The organism is Bacillus vallismortis, assembly GCF_040784915.1.
In the GTDB taxonomy this organism is placed as follows: Bacteria; Bacillota; Bacilli; order Bacillales; family Bacillaceae; genus Bacillus; species Bacillus subtilis_G.
Genome location: NZ_CP160797.1, coordinates 3,162,325 through 3,179,502 on the forward strand (window position 1 = coordinate 3,162,325; position 17,178 = coordinate 3,179,502).

18 protein-coding genes, 1 pseudogene and 2 riboswitches are annotated in these 17,178 nt (G+C 41.7%); of the genes and pseudogenes, 8 read left to right on the plus strand and 11 right to left on the minus strand.

What is annotated here, in order from left to right:
- The first annotated feature begins 69 nt into the window (after positions 1-69).
- A riboswitch (TPP riboswitch) is annotated at positions 70-171 on the plus strand.
- A 100-nt stretch (positions 172-271) separates the two neighbouring features.
- Positions 272-850: an energy-coupled thiamine transporter ThiT gene (thiT, locus tag ABZM97_RS15675; RefSeq protein WP_367386934.1), complete on the plus strand. Its 579-nt coding sequence runs from the start codon at positions 272-274 to the stop codon at positions 848-850.
- 40 nt (positions 851-890) lie between these two features.
- Here thiT and ABZM97_RS15680 read toward each other — a convergent pair whose 3' ends face one another.
- The 3 genes from ABZM97_RS15680 to ABZM97_RS15690 are packed head-to-tail and all read right to left on the minus strand — an operon-like array spanning position 891 to position 3,508.
- Positions 891-1,412 carry an N-acetyltransferase family protein gene (locus tag ABZM97_RS15680; protein WP_367386935.1) on the minus strand — a complete coding sequence of 174 codons (522 nt, stop codon included), beginning with the start codon at positions 1,410-1,412 and terminating at the stop codon, positions 891-893.
- A 17-nt stretch (positions 1,413-1,429) separates the two neighbouring features.
- Positions 1,430-2,965, minus strand: coding sequence for a flotillin lipid rafts scaffold protein FloT (gene floT, locus ABZM97_RS15685; protein WP_367386936.1), 1,536 nt, complete (start codon positions 2,963-2,965; stop codon positions 1,430-1,432).
- Positions 2,966-2,983: 18 nt separating this feature from the next.
- A complete protein-coding gene (locus ABZM97_RS15690) occupies positions 2,984-3,508 on the minus strand; it encodes an NfeD family protein (RefSeq protein ID WP_367386937.1) in 525 nt (174 codons plus the stop codon).
- Positions 3,509-3,677: 169 nt separating this feature from the next.
- Between ABZM97_RS15690 and ABZM97_RS15695 the strand changes: the two genes are divergently transcribed.
- On the plus strand, positions 3,678-4,166 hold the full coding sequence (locus ABZM97_RS15695) for a DinB family protein (protein ID WP_202328221.1): 489 nt from the start codon (positions 3,678-3,680) through the stop codon (positions 4,164-4,166).
- Positions 4,167-4,170: 4 nt separating this feature from the next.
- Here the strand turns inward: ABZM97_RS15695 and ABZM97_RS15700 are convergent, their stop codons facing one another.
- From ABZM97_RS15700 to betB, 3 genes are all read right to left on the minus strand, one after another.
- The gene (locus ABZM97_RS15700) at positions 4,171-4,749 is read right to left on the minus strand and encodes an MOSC domain-containing protein (RefSeq protein WP_202328243.1); all 579 of its coding nucleotides are present in this window, start codon (positions 4,747-4,749) and stop codon (positions 4,171-4,173) included.
- Between the two features lie 88 nt (positions 4,750-4,837).
- Positions 4,838-6,046 (minus strand): choline dehydrogenase, encoded by a 1,209-nt coding sequence (gene gbsB / locus ABZM97_RS15705; RefSeq protein ID WP_202328220.1) that lies wholly within the window; start codon positions 6,044-6,046, stop codon positions 4,838-4,840.
- Between the two features lie 15 nt (positions 6,047-6,061).
- Positions 6,062-7,534, minus strand: coding sequence for a betaine-aldehyde dehydrogenase (gene betB, locus ABZM97_RS15710; protein ID WP_367386938.1), 1,473 nt, complete (start codon positions 7,532-7,534; stop codon positions 6,062-6,064).
- Between the two features lie 198 nt (positions 7,535-7,732).
- On the opposite strand from betB, the gene ABZM97_RS15715 reads away from it, so the two are divergent.
- The 4 genes from ABZM97_RS15715 (at position 7,733) to ABZM97_RS15730 (ending at position 11,410) form a co-directional block, all read left to right on the plus strand.
- Positions 7,733-8,275, plus strand: coding sequence for a GbsR/MarR family transcriptional regulator (locus tag ABZM97_RS15715; protein WP_087993352.1), 543 nt, complete (start codon positions 7,733-7,735; stop codon positions 8,273-8,275).
- A 206-nt stretch (positions 8,276-8,481) separates the two neighbouring features.
- Complete coding sequence (gene bslA, locus ABZM97_RS15720) at positions 8,482-9,027, plus strand: biofilm surface layer hydrophobin BslA (RefSeq protein WP_087993353.1); 546 nt, start codon at positions 8,482-8,484, stop codon at positions 9,025-9,027.
- A gap of 148 nt (positions 9,028-9,175) precedes the next feature.
- A riboswitch (cyclic di-AMP (ydaO/yuaA leader) is annotated at positions 9,176-9,324 on the plus strand.
- A 73-nt stretch (positions 9,325-9,397) separates the two neighbouring features.
- On the plus strand, positions 9,398-10,066 hold the full coding sequence (gene ktrA / locus ABZM97_RS15725) for a potassium uptake protein KtrA (RefSeq protein ID WP_202328218.1): 669 nt from the start codon (positions 9,398-9,400) through the stop codon (positions 10,064-10,066).
- A gap of 6 nt (positions 10,067-10,072) precedes the next feature.
- A complete protein-coding gene (locus tag ABZM97_RS15730) occupies positions 10,073-11,410 on the plus strand; it encodes a TrkH family potassium uptake protein (protein ID WP_202328217.1) in 1,338 nt (445 codons plus the stop codon).
- Positions 11,411-11,446: 36 nt separating this feature from the next.
- On the opposite strand, the gene ABZM97_RS15735 is transcribed toward ABZM97_RS15730, so the two are convergent.
- The 3 genes and pseudogenes from ABZM97_RS15735 to ABZM97_RS15745 all read right to left on the minus strand — a co-directional run.
- The gene (locus tag ABZM97_RS15735; RefSeq protein WP_087993356.1) at positions 11,447-11,710 is read right to left on the minus strand and encodes a YiaA/YiaB family inner membrane protein; all 264 of its coding nucleotides are present in this window, start codon (positions 11,708-11,710) and stop codon (positions 11,447-11,449) included.
- Between the two features lie 107 nt (positions 11,711-11,817).
- Entirely contained in the window at positions 11,818-12,666 is an 849-nt protein-coding gene (locus ABZM97_RS15740; RefSeq protein ID WP_087993357.1) for a glucosaminidase domain-containing protein, read from the minus strand.
- A 255-nt stretch (positions 12,667-12,921) separates the two neighbouring features.
- Positions 12,922-13,172: pseudogene (locus ABZM97_RS15745) on the minus strand (hypothetical protein); the annotation flags it as partial.
- A gap of 511 nt (positions 13,173-13,683) precedes the next feature.
- On the opposite strand from ABZM97_RS15745, the gene ABZM97_RS15750 reads away from it, so the two are divergent.
- Together ABZM97_RS15750 and ABZM97_RS15755 are read left to right on the plus strand one after the other, a co-directional pair.
- Positions 13,684-15,036 (plus strand): IS1182 family transposase, encoded by a 1,353-nt coding sequence (locus ABZM97_RS15750; RefSeq protein WP_202329205.1) that lies wholly within the window; start codon positions 13,684-13,686, stop codon positions 15,034-15,036.
- 446 nt (positions 15,037-15,482) lie between these two features.
- Positions 15,483-15,824 (plus strand): YolD-like family protein, encoded by a 342-nt coding sequence (locus ABZM97_RS15755; protein WP_367386939.1) that lies wholly within the window; start codon positions 15,483-15,485, stop codon positions 15,822-15,824.
- An 82-nt stretch (positions 15,825-15,906) separates the two neighbouring features.
- Here ABZM97_RS15755 and ABZM97_RS15760 read toward each other — a convergent pair whose 3' ends face one another.
- Both ABZM97_RS15760 and ABZM97_RS15765 read right to left on the minus strand, forming a co-directional pair.
- Positions 15,907-16,413, minus strand: coding sequence for a hypothetical protein (locus ABZM97_RS15760; protein ID WP_367386940.1), 507 nt, complete (start codon positions 16,411-16,413; stop codon positions 15,907-15,909).
- The gene (locus ABZM97_RS15765; RefSeq protein WP_367386941.1) at positions 16,397-17,029 is read right to left on the minus strand and encodes a hypothetical protein; all 633 of its coding nucleotides are present in this window, start codon (positions 17,027-17,029) and stop codon (positions 16,397-16,399) included. Before ABZM97_RS15765 ends, ABZM97_RS15760 begins: the two co-directional genes overlap by 17 nt.
- Between the last annotated feature and the right edge of the window lie 149 nt (positions 17,030-17,178).

Below are 17,178 nucleotides of genomic sequence, written 5' to 3' on the forward strand. Positions count from 1 at the left end.
CATCTACATCAGTAGAATGATCTTGTTGTTTTTTTCTTTTTCTTGTATAGTAGAAACGAATTAAATATTGATGACCACAAGGGGAGCATTAAAGCTGAGAGTGAGCGGTTTCGTTCTGACCCTTTGAACCTGTTAGTTAACGCTGGCGTAGGGATGTGGCAAAGTCAAATGAATTGCAGATCGTAAAGCAGTGCGTGGAACTTTTCTCATCCTTCCGCGTGCTGCTTTTTTGTTGTCCTTTTGGGTTGTCTATCGATGGAAGGGGATTTTTATGAATCAATCTAAGCAACTGGTTCGCCTTATAGAAATTGCAATTATGACTGCGGCTGCTGTTATTTTAGACATCGTCTCAGGAATGTTTCTTAGAATGCCTCAAGGTGGCTCGGTCTCCATCATGATGATACCGATCTTTTTAATTTCGTTTCGGTGGGGTGTTAAAGCAGGCCTTACTACCGGTCTGCTGACAGGTCTAGTTCAGATAGCGATCGGAAACTTATTCGCACAACATCCTATACAGCTTTTCCTAGATTATATTATCGCGTTCACAGCAATTGGAATAAGCGGCTGTTTCGCTTATACTGTCCGCAAAGCAGCTGCAGCAAAAACAAAAGGGAAATTGATTGTTTCAGTTGTCAGCGCAGTTTTTATCGGCAGTTTCCTGCGCTATGCCGCGCATGTCGTTTCAGGGGCTGTGTTTTTCGGCAGCTATGCTCCAAAAGGAACGCCGATATGGATTTATTCTTTAACTTATAATGCAACTTATATGGTTCCTTCATTCATCATCTGTTCAATTGTCCTTTGTTTGTTATTTATGACAGCACCGCGTTTGCTCAAAACTGACAAAGCTTAACGTGACACCCCCCAGCGGAATCCGCCGGGGGGTGTTTTTTTTACCTGTTAAGAATCGTTTTCAAAGCAGAAAGATCCGGCCAGCCAAAACCAATTTCTTTCAGTCTTTCTCCGGCAATTTCAAAGCTGTCCTCCGCTTTTCTTTCAGGAGAATAGGCCTGATAAAATGAAATCGAGGGGTTTTGCTCAATTACCCAAACAAACATGCTTGAAAAGCCATGATGAAGCAAAAACTCTGCTCCTTTTGCTAAGAGCGCTCTGCCTGCACCTTGCCGCTGATGCTCCTCTAAAAGGTAAATCGCATATAGCTCGCTGTCATAGCCTTCTTGTTCAGAGCGAATAGGGCCAAATGAAGCAAAGCCGAATATTGAGTCTTTTTCATCTTGAGCGACAAATACACCTTTTAACGAGCGGCTTTTCCATTTGTCTTCAAATTCCTTGTAGTCCAAACCATTTAAGTAGTCAGCCGGGATGATGCCGCGATATGTTGTTCTCCAGCTGTCGACATGCACTTTTGCAATGTCTTTTATATCCTTTAACTTTGCTTCTCTCACAGTTGCCATTTGGTTCTATCCTTTCATTAGTCATTCTTCTCTTGTTTGGACCCGTTTGCTTCTTTTATTTCATTTGTTAATTCGTGAAGGCTTTGTTTTACGTTTCCTTTTCCTGAAAAGTTTTCAATCATTTCTTTTACGTCAATTCCCGATGAGGCTTTTAAGCTTTCTTGAAGGCTTGACATTAAGTTTGTCGCATAGCTGGTTACTTTGTTGGCGCCGCTTGATTCACCGCTTCCCCCTGTATCAACAACAGTGATTTTATCAATATTTGAAAGAGGTGCTGCTGCTTGTTTCGCGTATTCCGGAAGCATTTTTACGATCATATCGAAAATCGCAGCCTGGCCGTACTGTTCAAAGGCAGCGGCAATTTTCTCTTTTGCTTCCGCTTCTGCAAGACCTTTTAGACGGATAACCTCAGCTTCTGTTTCCCCTTTCGCTTTTTCAGCTTCTGCTTTTGCAAGTCCGTCAATTCTGACTTTTTCCGCCTCTGCCTTCGCCATTGCTTCTATACTATACTTGTTGGCATCGGCTTCCGCGAGCTGCTTGGCTTTCTCAGCTGCTGCGGACTGCTCGACAGAATAACGGTCTGCATCTGCTTTTTTCTTTACCTCTGAGTCGTATTGGCGTTCACGGCGAAGAATTTCTTTTTCTTCTAGTTCTATTTGTTTTTGGCGTTCGATAATTTTGACCTGCATTTCCTGCTCTGTGACTTGCTTGCGCGCTCTGGCAGTCTCTAAATCATATGCCTGATCGGCATTCGCTTTTGCCGTATCTTGTTCTCTGCGGTATTCAGCCATTTTGAGCTGATTGGTTTTTTCAGCTTCAGCGATTTCCGTCGCCCGTTCAAGTTCTGATTTTTTTGCATCTTTATCTGCTTCCGCCCGCTTAATCCGGGTTTCTTTATCAGCCTCTGCTGTTGCGATATCAGCATCACGTTTTACTTGAGCAATTCTCGGTTTCCCTAATGATTCAAGGTAACCGTTTTTATCACGTACATCTTTAATGGTAAAGGAGACAATCACAAGCCCCATTTTTGCGAGATCCTGTGAAGCGACACGCTGCACCTCTTGAGAGAATTTTTCTCTGTTTTTATAAATTTCTTCGACTGTCATTGAGCCGAGAATGGAACGAAGATGGCCTTCTAAAACCTCACGCGCTTCCTGCTCCCGGTCATCTTTTGATTTTCCTAAAAATTGTTCGGCCGCTGTAGCGATTTCCCCTATAGAACCGCCTATTTTAATAATCGCAGTTCCATCAGCCATTACAGGTACTCCTTGTTCTGTATAGACTTCAGGTGTCGAAACATCAAGTTTGCTTGATAATAGGCTTAGCGGCTCTGCCTGCTGGAAGACGGGAAGGACAAAGGTTCCTCCGCCGCGAACGATTTTAAGACGGTTGCCCCCTTCATCGACATGAACATTTTTATTACCAAGATAGCTCCCCGTTACGATTAACGCTTCGTCAGGCCCTGCCGTACGATACTTTGTGATAAAAACGGCTAACAGTGCAATTAATAAAAAGAATACAACTCCGATGACAATAATGATCGGCATAGTCATTTCACATTCCTCCTTGTTTTAAATAGATTCATGCGGAGTAACCGAAAGAACTCCGTTGTCGATATCTACGACCAAAACCGTTGTTCCGTAACTGATCTGCTGATTCTCAAAGCTGATCGCTGACTTCGAGATGGTGCCGCCTATCCCTTCAATGACCACTTCACCAAACCCGTCAACAGGAACAGCTGTAATCACTTTACCGATTCTCCCTCTTAGATCATCTTCTTTATAAGCCAATGATTCCTCTGCGGATGATAATGGTACCAGAACAAAAATGTGAAGCAATATCACCAGAATGAGCGAAAGGATGCAAGAGAAAAGAGCGGTCAACAGGCTGGACAGGGGCAATATGAGCTCGCCTATATACCCGCCTGCTGAAAAACATGTGAAAAACGCGAGCACCAATGTTGGATTAAGAAACGGAATGCCTTCTGACAGTCCTGCAAATACATCTCCGAAAAATAAAAATAATAGCGTAAGACTGCCCGCAATAATAAGCGTATAAAGATAAATCGTTTGTATAGGTACGCCAAACAACTCCAAATTCCTCATCCTTTCTTCATCAATGCATTGGTGAACGGCTGCCGTTACCATTTATACGAGACATAACGAAAAAAGGTTTCGAAATTTTTAGATAAAACACCCTTTTCGAAGTGCTTTATAAATGATAATTGCTTATATATATGGTAATGTCATTTTAGGAGGAGATATGATGAGTATCTTTAATGAAGCCAGATTAGAGACGTGGAACGAAGTAAAAAGACTTTCTGATGAAAGGCTGAATCAAAAGCCTTCTGCTGAAGAATGGAGTATAAGGGAAGTTCTTGATCATTTGAAAAAAATCGATATGGCCGCACAACAAATGCTGAAGGAGCGTGTAAAGGAAGCTCCTGTTAAAGAAGTTGAAGAAAAAACGCTTGAGGTTGCACAGGACAGAAACAATAAGCGGAAAGCTCCGAGTCACCTAGAGCCTGAGCATGATTTTATTTCAGGCAGCCAAATGAAACGCGAGCTTGACGTGGTGAGAGAACAGCTGACAGCTGCAATTGCCTCGCTAAAAGAAGAAGATTTTGAGAGAGTGCTTCCGCATCCTGTGTTTCAGGAGCTGACTGTCAGACAGTGGATCGATTTTATCGGTCACCACGAAAAACGGCATCTCAGCCAGATTAAAGAAATTAAAGAAAAAGTGGGAAGGGCCTGATTATTCAGACCCTTTCTGCTTTTCGTTTGACTTTTCTATGATAGGAATAAACTTCGATTTCATCGCCTGCGTAAACAGCGCCCGGTCTCTCCACAATACAGACAATTCCTCTTATGCCCAATGCGTGGCGGACGAAAGCCGGCGCCAGCTTCGGCTTGTCCGGATAATAAGACTGAATGACTTCACCCGGCTGGATACACGGATCATTTTCTCCCTCACATAGCAAAGCGGCACCGCTTGGAAAAATGAGCCGGCTCCCTTCTTTTAATGAAGTGAAATCGTGTATTCCGCTGACTGCGATATTCGCCCCGAGCCATTCCGGCAAAATACTCGACACTCCCATTTTTAAAGCCAACTCATCACATTCCTCTATTGAAACAATTGAAATTTGTCTGCGGTTGAAAATTTCGGTCCCCCTTGAAAACATTGGTTCTCTGGCTCCCGCTTTTTTGGTCAGTCCAAAATGCAAGTCACCGGGGATGCCGCCATAATCAATATCGAGCTTGTCCATTCGCTTTGTTACGAAACTTTCTGTATCTGCGATATACAAGCCTTCTGTTTTTGCAGTCATACGCTTCCACATCATTCGGCACCTTCCTTCTTCTTTAACATGTCCATTTATGTTTCATTATCCAAAAAAATCCCGCTCTGTAAAGGAGCGGGACATCTGATTATACAGTTTTAGGTGTAAGGTTAAAACAGCGCTTGTAGATCCAATTGTATGCTTTTTCATTTAAGTCTCTAGGGTTTCCGTAGGTTTGCGGATCTTTCATTGCTTCTTTTGACAAGCGTTCGATCATATCAGGCGATACTCCCTGCTCTTCTAAAGTCGGTACTTCTAAGTCTCCGACCAGGTCATACATCCAATTGACAGATGCTTTCGCAGCTTCTTCTGTTGTCATATTGCTAGTATCAATACCGAACGCTTTTGCAATACGTGCAAATTTCTCAGGATAGCCCTTCCAGTTGTATTCCATGACAGGACCCATCATCGCAGCCACACATTGACCGTGAGCGACTGGAATAATGCCGCCAAGCGTTTGGCTCATCGCATGAGCCGCGCCCGCTGATTCACTGCCGTAAGAAAGACCTGCAAGCATCGCAGCCTGCGCCATTCCGTATCTTGCTTCCAGATCCTCTCCGTCAGCAAATGCTCTTTTAATGTAATGAGCGGCATATTCAATCGCCATTAAGGCAACTGCATCCGTGATTGGCTGAGCAAATTTCATTGTATAGCACTCAATGGCATGAGCAAGCGCATCAATTCCCGTCATGGCTGTTACATGCGGAGGCATTGAAATATGAAGCTCAGGATCAATGATGGTCAGGTGCGCTGCGATCAGCGGACCGCCCGTGTTGAACTTGAATTCTCTTTCTTCATCCGTGATAACAGCCCATTGGGTTACTTCTGAACCTGTTCCGGCTGTTGTCGGAATGGTTGTCAGCGGAGGGATCCGGTTTTCTAGCGGTTTTTTTCCATCTGCCGCTTCATAATCAAGTACGCTTCCTTCGTGTGTTGCTTCTACTCCAATTGCTTTCGCTGTGTCCATGGAGCTTCCGCCTCCGACTGCCACTAAACCATTACAGTTCTCTTTTTTGTATAGCTCAGACCCTTCATTCACAAGACGGACAGGCGGGTTTGGCTCTACTTTATTAAAGAGCACAACTTCAATGCCCGCTCCTTTTAGTGATTCGATTACAGGGTCAACGACGCCGGCTTTATAAATCCCAGGGTCTGTGACAAGGAGTGCTTTCGAAACGCCCAGCGCAGCTATTTCTTCTCCCGTATGCTTGACGGCTCCGATTCCGTGCTTAATCACAGTCGGAATTTCAAATGTGTGGAATTTGTGCATGCTTTCTACTTTCATATTTAATGTCATTATAATCTCTCCCTCTTATGAATTGAACCAATTAACCGCTGCCGGTTTTGTATTGCGATACACATGTTTGACTTCTGTATATTCTTCAAGGCCTATTTTTCCAAGCTCGCGTCCGAATCCGGACTGCTTATAGCCGCCCCATGGCGCCTGCGCAAAATACGGATGGAAATCGTTAATCCAAACCGTTCCCATTCTCAAGCGGGCTGCTACGCGTTCACACTTTTCAATATCTTTAGACCATACCGCTCCGGCCAAGCCATAGATGGTATCATTCGCAAGCGCGATTACCTCATCTTCCGAGCTGAAGGTTTCGACGGTCAATACAGGACCGAATACCTCTTCCTGAACTATTCTCATATCCGATTTACAGTTTGAGAAAATAGTAGGTTCATAGAAAAAGCCGTTTTGCAGCGCAGGGTCTTCCGGACGTTTACCGCCTGTCTCGAGCTTCGCGCCTTCTTCTATTCCGATCTCTACATATTTTTCTACCTTTGCCCTGTGCTCTGCAGAAATAAGCGGACCGCTTTCAGTCTCTGCGTCAAAACCATTTCCGAGTTTTATGCGTTTTGCCCGTTTGACAAGCTCTGCTAAAAATTGATCGTAAATAGCATCTTCAACAAGCAAGCGGGAACCGGCGGAGCATACTTGGCCGGCATGGAAAAATACAGCGTTTAATGCCTGATCGACCGCAACTTCTAAATCTGCGTCCTTGAAAACGATATTTGGATTTTTCCCGCCCAATTCAAGTGCGATTTTTTTGACGTTTCCGCTTGCCGCCCGCATGATTTTTTTGCCTGTTTCGATTCCCCCTGTAAACGAAACCAAATCGACGTCTTTGTTTGCGGCAAGCTCGTCCCCCACTGTTGCTCCCGGTCCAAGGACGAGATTTGCGACACCTTTTGGAACACCCGCTTCTTCCATCAGCTTGAACACTTTGATTGTCGTTAGCGGCGTGATCTCACTCGGCTTCATGACGATCGTATTTCCTGCAGCCAGTGCAGGCGCGATTTTCCAGCTCGCTTGCAGGAGCGGATAATTCCATGGAGTAATCTGGCCGCAAACCCCGATTGGCTCTCTGATGATTTTGCTCTCTGAATCAGGGATCGGAGAAGAAATGATCTCTCCGCCATCTTTGTCTGCCAATCCGGAGTAATATTGAAATACATTGGCGATATCGTCCATATCGGCCTTACTTTCTTCGAGTGTTTTTCCTGTATCAAGAGATTCAAGTTCAGCCAGCTCATCAAGATCACGTCTAATTAATCCCGCAATTTTCAGAACAATTTTCCCGCGTTCAAGCCCGGATAGAGATGACCACTCTCCTTTGTCAAAGGCTCTTCGCGCGGCTTCGATCGCCTTGATGGCGTCCTCTCGCCCTCCCTCGCTTACGGTTGCAATTTCTTCTTGATTAAATGGGTTGATAATGTTGCGGATCTGCTCTTTTTCGGCGCTGATCCATTCACCGTCAATGTATAATGTTTGACTCATATAAGCCTCCTTGACGTAAATAAAGTTTGTTAAATAAAAATTTAATGTTTTTAACAACCTTAATCTAACATATGGTTTTTAAACTGTCAAAGCCCCATTTTGATTTTTCTTTTTGACTTTTCTTTATGTTTCGTTAAGATAAAGAACATAAAGAAATAACTTAACGAATTTAATTCTCTAAAGGAAAAGAGGGTCAGTATGGATGAAAATCCAGAATTTGCAGTTATAGAACAGGCTCGGGATCTTGTTATCGACTCCATTGCTGAAACGATGGATCTTTACGGAATTACCCGCAGTGTCGGGATTTTATATGGGACGATGTATATGCGGGATGAGATGACGCTTGACGAAATGCGTGAGGAATTGCAAATGAGCAAGCCAAGCATGAGCACAGGTGTCAAAAAACTTCAGGACTTAAATGTGGTGAAAAAAACTTTTCACCGGGGCATCCGCAAGCATACATTTGTAGCTGAAAAAGATTTTTTCAAATTTTTCACGAATTTCTTTCCGCCTAAATGGGAGCGGGAAGTTCAAGTAAATGTAGCAGCGATTGAGGAAGCCCAGGCTGATTTACAAGAGGTTTTAAACAAGGAAGGCCTCAATGAAGACCTCAAAAATGAAGCGCTGCAGCTTTACGAGCAGCTGGAAAGCTCTAGAGCCTACTATGATTGGCTGAAACGGCTTGCTGAATCGGTGCAGAGCGGGGAAATTTTTAAGTTTATACCAATCGAAAGAAAGTAAAGAAGAAAACGCCTGGGAAACCGGGCGTTTTTCTGTTCGTTTGTATGTAATTACTACAAATTTGAAAAATACGGGAAAAACACCCCATTTACTTCCAAAATATTTGATGTTAATTTTATGTAGGTAAAATTTGTATTTGGCCATTCAGTGGAGGTGAAAAGCGGGCAGGCCTGTATATTTTATAACTTTTAAGGGGGAATTTTATTATGAAACGTAAATTATTATCTTCTTTGGCAATTGGTGCATTAAGTCTCGGTTTACTCGTTTCTGCACCTACAGCTTCTTTCGCGGCTGAATCTAAATCAACTTCCGCTCATACTGAGTCTACTATGAGAACACAGTCAACAGCTTCATTATTTGCAACAATCACAGGGACCAGCAAAACGGAATGGTCTTTCTCCGATATCGAATTGACATACCGTCCAAATACGCTTCTCAGCCTTGGCGTTATGGAATTTACATTGCCAAGCGGATTTACTGCAAATACAAAAGACACAATGAACGGGCGTGCGTTGCGTGAAACACAGATCCTTAATAACGGGAAAACAGTAAGAATCCCTCTGGCACTTGATTTGTTAGGAGCTGGCGAATTCAAATTAAAACTGAATAACAAAACTCTTCCTGCCGCTGGTACATATACTTTCCGTGCGGAGAATAAATCATTGAGCATCGGAAATAAATTTTATGCAGAAGCCAGTATTGACGTTGCTAAGCGCAGCACTCCTCCGACTCAGCCATGCGGCTGCAACTAAACATAAAGACCGGTTAACGCCGGTCTTTTTTTTGTGTTTTGACCTCCCCTTTACCCTCTATTTCCAATTATCTTTTTTCTTGATAAAAATTTAAATTGACAAACTCTAGAAACAGGAGTAAATTCTTGAGTGTTCAATTTCATAGAAGTCTCTTTTACCGCTTAATCAAACACGAACGGGGGAACCAACGATTGGCTGTTTTATTCACAGCCTAGGGGTGAATCTTACTTAGTAAGAGGGGGTACTCTGAATCCCTAATCCGACAGCTAACCTCGTAGGCGTATCCAGAGAGGAGGTCTATTAACGGCCATTCTTCGAGATGGTCTTTTTTGCTTCAAAAACGTTAATTTTACTAAGGGAGTTATGAACATTGGGAAAAATAAAAAATAAGCAATTTGCCGTGATTGGGCTGGGCCGGTTTGGCGGAAGCATTTGCAAAGAGCTGCACAGAATGGGGCATGAGGTCCTTGCAATTGATATCAACGAAGAAAAGGTAAATGCATACGCTTCTTACGCAACTCATGCGGTGATTGCCAACGCCACCGAAGAAAACGAATTGCTATCGTTAGGAATACGCAATTTTGAATATGTGGTTGTTGCGATCGGAGCGAATATTCAAGCAAGTACCCTGACCACCTTATTATTAAAAGAATTTGACATCCCGAATATTTGGGTCAAAGCTCAAAACCATTATCACCATAAGGTGCTTGAAAAAATCGGCGCTGACCGTATCATTCACCCTGAAAAGGACATGGGCGTCAAGATCGCACAAAGCCTTTCTGATGAGAACGTTTTAAATTACATTGATTTATCTGATGAGTACAGTATTGTCGAGCTGCTGGCAACACGCAAGCTTAATTCAAAATCAATTACTGATCTGAATGTAAGAACGAAGTACGGCTGTACAATCCTTGCCATTAAACACCATGGAGATATCCGGCTTTCTCCAGCACCTGAAGACATCATTCACGAACAAGATTGCCTGGTGATCATGGGGCACAAAAAGGATATTAGACGTTTTGAAAACGAAGGGATGTAGACAAAGGTGACACTTCAAAAGGATAAAGTGATCAAATGGGTTCGTTTTACACCACCTCAAGTGCTTGCAATTGGTTTTTTTCTGACCATTATCAGCGGGGCTGTGCTGTTAAAGCTCCCGATTTCTGCAGCGAAGCCATTGTCATGGATAGATGCCCTTTTTACTGCAGCTTCCGCGACAACTGTAACAGGGCTTGCAGTTGTCGATACCGGTACAGAATTTACACTTTTCGGGCAAACTGTCATCATGGCCCTGATTCAGATCGGCGGGCTTGGATTTATGACTTTTGCTGTTTTGATCGTCATGATATTAGGAAAGAAAATCGGATTAAAAGAACGAATGCTGGTTCAGGAAGCCTTAAACCAGCCGACAATCGGCGGTGTCGTAGGTCTTGTCAAGGTTCTGTTCCTGTTTTCGATCAGTATTGAGCTGATAGCAGCTCTTATCTTATCCATCCGGTTTGTGCCCCAGTATGGCTGGGCATTCGGCTTGTTTGCCAGTCTGTTTCATGCAATATCTGCTTTTAACAATGCCGGGTTTTCGTTGTGGCCGGATAACTTGATGAGCTTCGTTGGAGATCCTACAATTAACATAGTAATTACTTGCTTGTTTATTACAGGAGGGATCGGATTTACAGTTCTGTTTGACATCATGAAAAACCGGCGATTTAAAGCCTTTTCCTTACATACGAAGCTCATGCTTACAGGTACATTGATTCTGAATGCAGTTGCTATGCTGGTGATTTTCACTTTAGAGTATAGCAACCCCGGCACGCTCGGCCACCTGCATATAGGAGATAAACTGTGGGCTTCCTATTTTCAGGCTGTAACGCCGAGAACCGCAGGCTTCAATTCCCTCGATATTGGGAGTATGAGAGAAGGAACGATTGTATTTACGTTATTATTGATGTTTATCGGAGCAGGCAGCGCTTCAACAGCGAGCGGTATTAAACTGACCACGTTCATCGTGATTTTAATGTCTGTTATCGCTTATCTGCGAGGAAAAAAAGAAACGGTTATTTTCCGCCGCTCCATCAAATACCCGATTATCATAAAAGCTCTAGCTGTCAGCGTCACCGGCTTGTTCATTGTGTTTTTAGGGATTTTCGCCCTAACGATTACAGAACAGGCTCCGTTTATTCAAATTGTGTTTGAAACCTTTTCTGCATTCGGTACTGTCGGTCTATCAATGGGATTGACTCCCGAACTCACAGAAGCGGGAAAATGTATCATTATTGTCATCATGTTCATCGGAAGAATTGGTCCTCTGACGTTCGTGTTTTCATTCGCGAAAACAGAGAAATCAAATATTCGTTATCCTGATGGTGAGGTGTTTACGGGGTGATAGCAAAAAATCCGGCGTGCAGGCGCCGGATTTTTTTTATGATTCGATATGAGATTGATTATGTCTTTTTTCCTGCTCCGCGATGATTTCGTTATCTTCTGCGTTATCACGGGTCACTTTTTGTGTAAGAATCGCACCGACCGCTACAAGTATCATAACGGCAATATAATAGCCTTTTTCATTGAGTTCCAGATTATCAGCATTATAGAGTCCGACACTAAACAAAAATACTCCCGCAAAAAAAGTGAAATAAGCTAATACTGTAAAAGCAACCGTGTTTCTCCGTCTATATTTCTGCATCTTTGTTCCTCCTGAAAACATAGTCAATAAGTGATAACTTCCGTGGAATATTATACCTCAAATTCCCCTGAATGGAACATAGAAATAAAAATACCAGTAAAAACAGCTTAGGTTGCTTCCTTTATTTCAACAGCTGAATCGTCAATCCAGCCGATGAGCTTATCATTGATTTGAAATTGGTACCATACGGACTGGCCCTTCTGCTTTTTAGATACTACCTTTATGTCCTTTCCGATGTAAGATTGGGCAGAGGTAAGTCTTATGGACTGCTCATCAGTAGAAGGCTTGGACCATACGTCTTGAACGGCACTGTCTTTAATGGAGCCGATGAAATCCACAGATTTCAAGGATGGATTGACCTCATCGTACGCATCTAAATCATATTTTTCCACAATAGCGCTGAGTTTGTCAGCGTAATCAGGATCTGTAGCATATCCTGCTGTTTGCAAGGCGATTGCCGCTTCCTTATAATCCCCAGCATCAAGCACCGGTTTATACTTCTTTTTATTCCATGATGTGCCGCGGACAAACAATTGGGCATGGTCATCCATAGATTCAAAAAACGTGCTGTATTTGCGAAACTTTGCGCGAATGGTTTTTCTTTCCCCTTTTTCAAATTCATCCGTTTCCATCGTGACGTGATGGCCTTTATAATTTCCTTTTACACCAAAAAGGTTATTGGCCTGAGCAGCAAGCTCGCTGTTCCCCCAGTCAGATTCGAGAATGGCCTGAGCGATCGTGATGCTGGGGAGGACATGATATTTCTCATACAGAATTTGTGCATGCCCGGACAGGCTGTCAATAAATACTTGCTGTTCATCAATTTCTTCGGGTTCTTTGGATGTTTCAATCGGCTTTGATAAAGTTGTGGCTAAAACAAAAAAGGCTAACGGAATCGATACAATGAAAAATAGTGTAATCAAGAGTCTGCGTTTTTTCAGTTTTTTACGGGCCATGAATACCTTCCTTCGAGTTAAAAGATTACGAATGTAAAAGAATCTACCTTTTAGAATTTTACTTTGACTTCTAATATTTTTCAATTCTTTAGGCAGAAAGTTGGGAAAAGATTGCAAACAAAAAACCTTTTCACTAGAAATGGTTCAGATTGTTGACAAAATCCTTGAAGTCTAGGAAGGACGACATTGGAGCCGACTTCCGCAGAATACGGTGACAGCGGCGTTTGAGCAGGACACTCAGGACAAAAGAAATCATGATAAGGAAGCATCATAGAATCTTGCAGAGCTAGATAGATCGGACAGGCGCCGAATTTTTTTCTCAGCAGCGGACCTGCCGACAAAAATAATGCAAAGGCCATATTGCCGATTACTATTGGATTCACTGATGTGAAGTCCTCCTTCTGAACAAGGCCTTAAACTGACGACAATGCCGTGTTAGACATTAATCCCGGCTCGACAGCTAAAACAGCGAGCAAAGAAATCATCCAACAGTGTTTTGTCTTCATGTTGTCATTCCTTCCTATAAATGCATACGAAACACCATTTTAAAAACAAAAGAAGCTAATAGATTTTGCATGCCATTAGCTTTCATTCTAATACTCTCCCTATCATGGGAAATGATATTAATTTAAATACGTAAAAAAGTGAGCATATGTTCAAATATTGTTCCTAATCGATTAGGTTTTTCCAATGACAGAAATTTCAAGTATAAAAACGAAAGCCTGAACAGCTTTTGCCCGATATCGTAATTTTGAGCCAAAGCGGGCTAAAACTCCACTTATGAGTCCCTGCTTACTCCCTCAGGCGACCATTTTAAAGTTCACCGGAAAATCCTGTCGTGACATGTTCAACAAAAGTTCAGCGAACGAACCTTTTCCTCAAAAACAAACAAAAAAACCCTTATAGAATAAGGGTTTCAGGCTGTCGAGAAAATCTCGACAGCCTTTATTTTTCCTTAAAATATCCATTCCTCTGTAATAAAATAAAAGAAAGACTAAAAAGGACGGTGTCTTTCTTATGTTCCACACAAGAAATTCTTCTCAAAACGCAGCCGAATTTGTTCTTCTCGATCAACTCGTCGAAGAGGATCATTTGCTTCGAAAAATTGATCAACACATTGACTTCTCTTTTATCATTGAAAAGGTGAAGCCTTACTACAGCGAAAACAAAGGCCGCCCCTCACTCGACCCGCTGATTTTATTCAAAATGATGTTTATCGGCTACCTCTACGGTATCCGTTCAGAAAGACAGCTTGAAAAAGAAATTTACTACAATATGGCGTACAGATGGTTTCTCGGATTGAACATCAACGACCCAGTTCCGCACCACTCCACTATCAGCTGGAACAGACGCACACGCTTTAAAGATACAACCATCTTCCAAGACATTTTTGACGAGATCGTTCTTCAGGCCATCAATCATGACATGGTGGGCGGACGTGTCCTATTTACCGATTCCACTCATCTGAAAGCCAATGCCAACAAGCACAAATACACAAGGAAAACGATTGAACAGGATACACAAACCTTTATCAAAGATTTAAATGAAGCCATTCAGGAAGATCGGGAGGAACACGGAAAAAAGCCATTACCAGTCAAAGAGGAGGTGAAAGCTGAAAAAGAGATCCGCCACAGTACAACTGATCCAGAAAGTGGATATATGTATCGTGAAAACAAACCGGAGGGGTTCTTTTACTTAGATCACCGAACAACGGATATGAAACATAACATTATCACCGACGCCTATGTCACGCCTGGAAATATCCATGATTCTGTGCCTTATCTTGACCGATTAGACCACCAAATTGCACGATTTAATTTTGAAGTAGAAGCCGTCGCTCTTGATTCTGGTTATTTAACGACTCCGATCTGTAAAGGACTAGCCGATCGCCATATTTTTGGCGTTATTGCCCATAGACGATATCACCCTACTAGGGGCTTGTTTCCAAAATGGAAGTTTCATTATGACAGTGAAAAAGACAGTTACATTTGCCCGAACCAGCAGGTACTTACATACTCAACAACTGACCGAAAAGGCTACCGGTCATATAAATCAAATCCTGAAACCTGTTCCGCATGCCCATTGCTTGAGCAATGCACAAGATCAAAGAACCGCCAGAAGGTCATCACCCGGCATGTATGGGAGGACCACAAAGAAAAGGTCAGACAAAATCGCTTATCTGTTTCAGGAAAAACCCTCTATAAAAAAAGAAAAGAAAAAATAGAGCGAAGCTTTGCAGATTCAAAACAGCTGCATGGGCTTCGCTATTGCAGGTTGAGAGGAAAACGGAATGTGAGTGAACAAGTTCTCCTCACAGCCGCATGCCAGAACATGAAGAAGATTGCCACATACCTAGCCAAGCAGGGCTAGGTATGTGGGAGCTCTTTTTCTGCTTTTGAAATCAGCTGAATATCTAAAGAAACATTACAAAACAAAAAAGCTTGTAGAAAAAACATCGTTTTCTCTACAAGCTGAAACCCTTATAGAATAAGGGTTTAAAGGTATGGAGCCAAGGGGGCTCGAACCCCTGACCTCTACACTGCCAGTGTGGAGATATGTTTCTGATACGAACAGACGTTTTATATTCAAACCCTATTTTATAGGGTTTTATTACATAAGTTTCTGATTAAAAATATTCTTTTTTGATTAAAAATGAGGAAGTTGGTCCCCAATTCGTCCCCATCTGTCCCCAATTGATCTTTTAACATCTTCTTTAACTAAACCAGACTTCAAATATAGCCCTTGATATTCCATTATTTTCTCCGTTGATAAAAGAACGTTTGTTCGCATATAATTTGTTCAAGGAGATGATCGGAATGAATGAAGGAATTTACGACAAGAGATGGGAACAAAAATTCATTTTGCCCGAGCAAAGGGCTGCACTGTTAAATAGGAAGAGAGAAGTTCAGAAAATCGAAAAACCCATTCTTGATGAATACCAGTTGGAGGAGATGGCACGCACTATTTGCGAAGCGATGGAATTCAACTCGGTTCTGTTCATCAGTATATACAGAGACGGTTTTATTGAAGAAGTAACAGGACATGTTCATTACATAGATGAAGTTAAACAGAAGCTGCACGTGAAGGATTTAAAAGGAGATACATTATTCATCGCATTTAATACACTTGTGTCTGTGAAACCACATAGAGAGACTTAATTAGATATTTAGGGGAGACCTCCAAAAAGGTCTATGGTGTAGGAAAATTTCAAATGAAAAGACCCTTCATCTAAAGGGTCAATTATAACATCCGGATGATAACACCTGTTGCTATACTAACTGATGTAATGATTATACCAGCAGTCCATATTACTTGCTTAGTAACAGCTTTAGAAACCTTACTTTCAACATAATCTTTAGATGGAAATTCCTTACTATCTATAGCTTCTGAGAGAATAGACTTAAGCTCGTCTTTTGTGGGGATATGTTCGAGTTTTTTTGTTCTTTCTTCCAGAACGGCGATTTTCGTTTGAAGATCATTAACTTTCTCTTCTATTTTTTCCAATTCTTCATCGCCCCTTTTTTCTGCTCCTGCTGCTACTTCATTGATATGCTGCAGGTAACCCTTTAGTGAATTTATATAGTCCCTAACATCATTTAATTCATTATTATGTGAATACTGTACATTCATGTCTTCCGAATATGGTTTGCTAATTGATGAAGATCGATAGTATTCATCGTCGACCACTGATAGATGTCCATATTTTTTTGAGCTTCCAAAAGAACTATCATTAACTGTCTTCTTCATGCTCTGATCCCATGTCTTCATTAATTTTAATTTCGAGTCCATGAAGTGTTTCTTTCATAGCATCTAATCGACTTAAAATCTCATCTTCATTATAAACTTTTAATGCATCGTTGTGTACCATTTCGCCTAAATACACCATCTGTTCATGAATCATTGTTAAAAAACCATTCAGATCAGTTCTTAAAAGAAAAACTTCTCCATCATTTCTGGTGAGATAACTATTAAAATTTTCTTTATCGTGGGTTGTAAACTTAAGACCAAAATAACCAAGGGGGTTCATGTTGCATAATTTTGCTTTCCAAAAATCATGTGAATAATTATAAAATAAAAATTTTAGAAAAGGCTCGTCCTCACTGAACTGTCTTTCAATAACATTTTCTAATTGTACGAAGCCAGTTAAGATAAACCAATCAAGAAATTGAGCGTTCTTAATACCAATGATATTCGGTAAGGTATCATCTCTTAAGGTATAATAATTCGCCGGCCAACTTGATTTAATATTTATGGCAGAATCAATCGTGCTTATTATTAATTGTTTATTAAAGTCATTTTGAATAAAGCTTATGAATGTTCCCAGATCTTCGTATACTTCCGGGTCAATTGTGTCAGCACTCATTCTGATGCCCCCCGTAATTAATTGTAATATACACAAATATTACCACAAAAAAAGAGGTTATTGTTATTTTTTTGAATGAGTCTATCACTTTTAGCGTTTCACTTGTAAGTGGCAAACGTATTACAAATTTATACAGAAAAACCCTCCTC

Bases quoted from the DNA above. Each gene is read 5' to 3' on its own strand.
- thiT (WP_367386934.1), top strand. From the start codon at position 272: ATGAATCAATCTAAGCAACTGGTTCGCCTTATAGAAATTGCAATTATG.
- ABZM97_RS15680 (WP_367386935.1), bottom strand. From the start codon at position 1,412: ATGGCAACTGTGAGAGAAGCAAAGTTAAAGGATATAAAAGACATTGCA.
- floT (WP_367386936.1), bottom strand. From the start codon at position 2,965: ATGACTATGCCGATCATTATTGTCATCGGAGTTGTATTCTTTTTATTA.
- ABZM97_RS15695 (WP_202328221.1), top strand. From the start codon at position 3,678: ATGAGTATCTTTAATGAAGCCAGATTAGAGACGTGGAACGAAGTAAAA.
- ABZM97_RS15700 (WP_202328243.1), bottom strand. From the start codon at position 4,749: ATGTGGAAGCGTATGACTGCAAAAACAGAAGGCTTGTATATCGCAGAT.
- gbsB (WP_202328220.1), bottom strand. From the start codon at position 6,046: ATGACATTAAATATGAAAGTAGAAAGCATGCACAAATTCCACACATTT.
- betB (WP_367386938.1), bottom strand. From the start codon at position 7,534: ATGAGTCAAACATTATACATTGACGGTGAATGGATCAGCGCCGAAAAA.
- ABZM97_RS15715 (WP_087993352.1), top strand. From the start codon at position 7,733: ATGGATGAAAATCCAGAATTTGCAGTTATAGAACAGGCTCGGGATCTT.
- bslA (WP_087993353.1), top strand. From the start codon at position 8,482: ATGAAACGTAAATTATTATCTTCTTTGGCAATTGGTGCATTAAGTCTC.
- ABZM97_RS15735 (WP_087993356.1), bottom strand. From the start codon at position 11,710: ATGCAGAAATATAGACGGAGAAACACGGTTGCTTTTACAGTATTAGCT.
- ABZM97_RS15740 (WP_087993357.1), bottom strand. From the start codon at position 12,666: ATGGCCCGTAAAAAACTGAAAAAACGCAGACTCTTGATTACACTATTT.
- ABZM97_RS15750 (WP_202329205.1), top strand. From the start codon at position 13,684: ATGTTCCACACAAGAAATTCTTCTCAAAACGCAGCCGAATTTGTTCTT.
- ABZM97_RS15755 (WP_367386939.1), top strand. From the start codon at position 15,483: ATGAATGAAGGAATTTACGACAAGAGATGGGAACAAAAATTCATTTTG.
- ABZM97_RS15760 (WP_367386940.1), bottom strand. From the start codon at position 16,413: ATGAAGAAGACAGTTAATGATAGTTCTTTTGGAAGCTCAAAAAAATAT.
- ABZM97_RS15765 (WP_367386941.1), bottom strand. From the start codon at position 17,029: ATGAGTGCTGACACAATTGACCCGGAAGTATACGAAGATCTGGGAACA.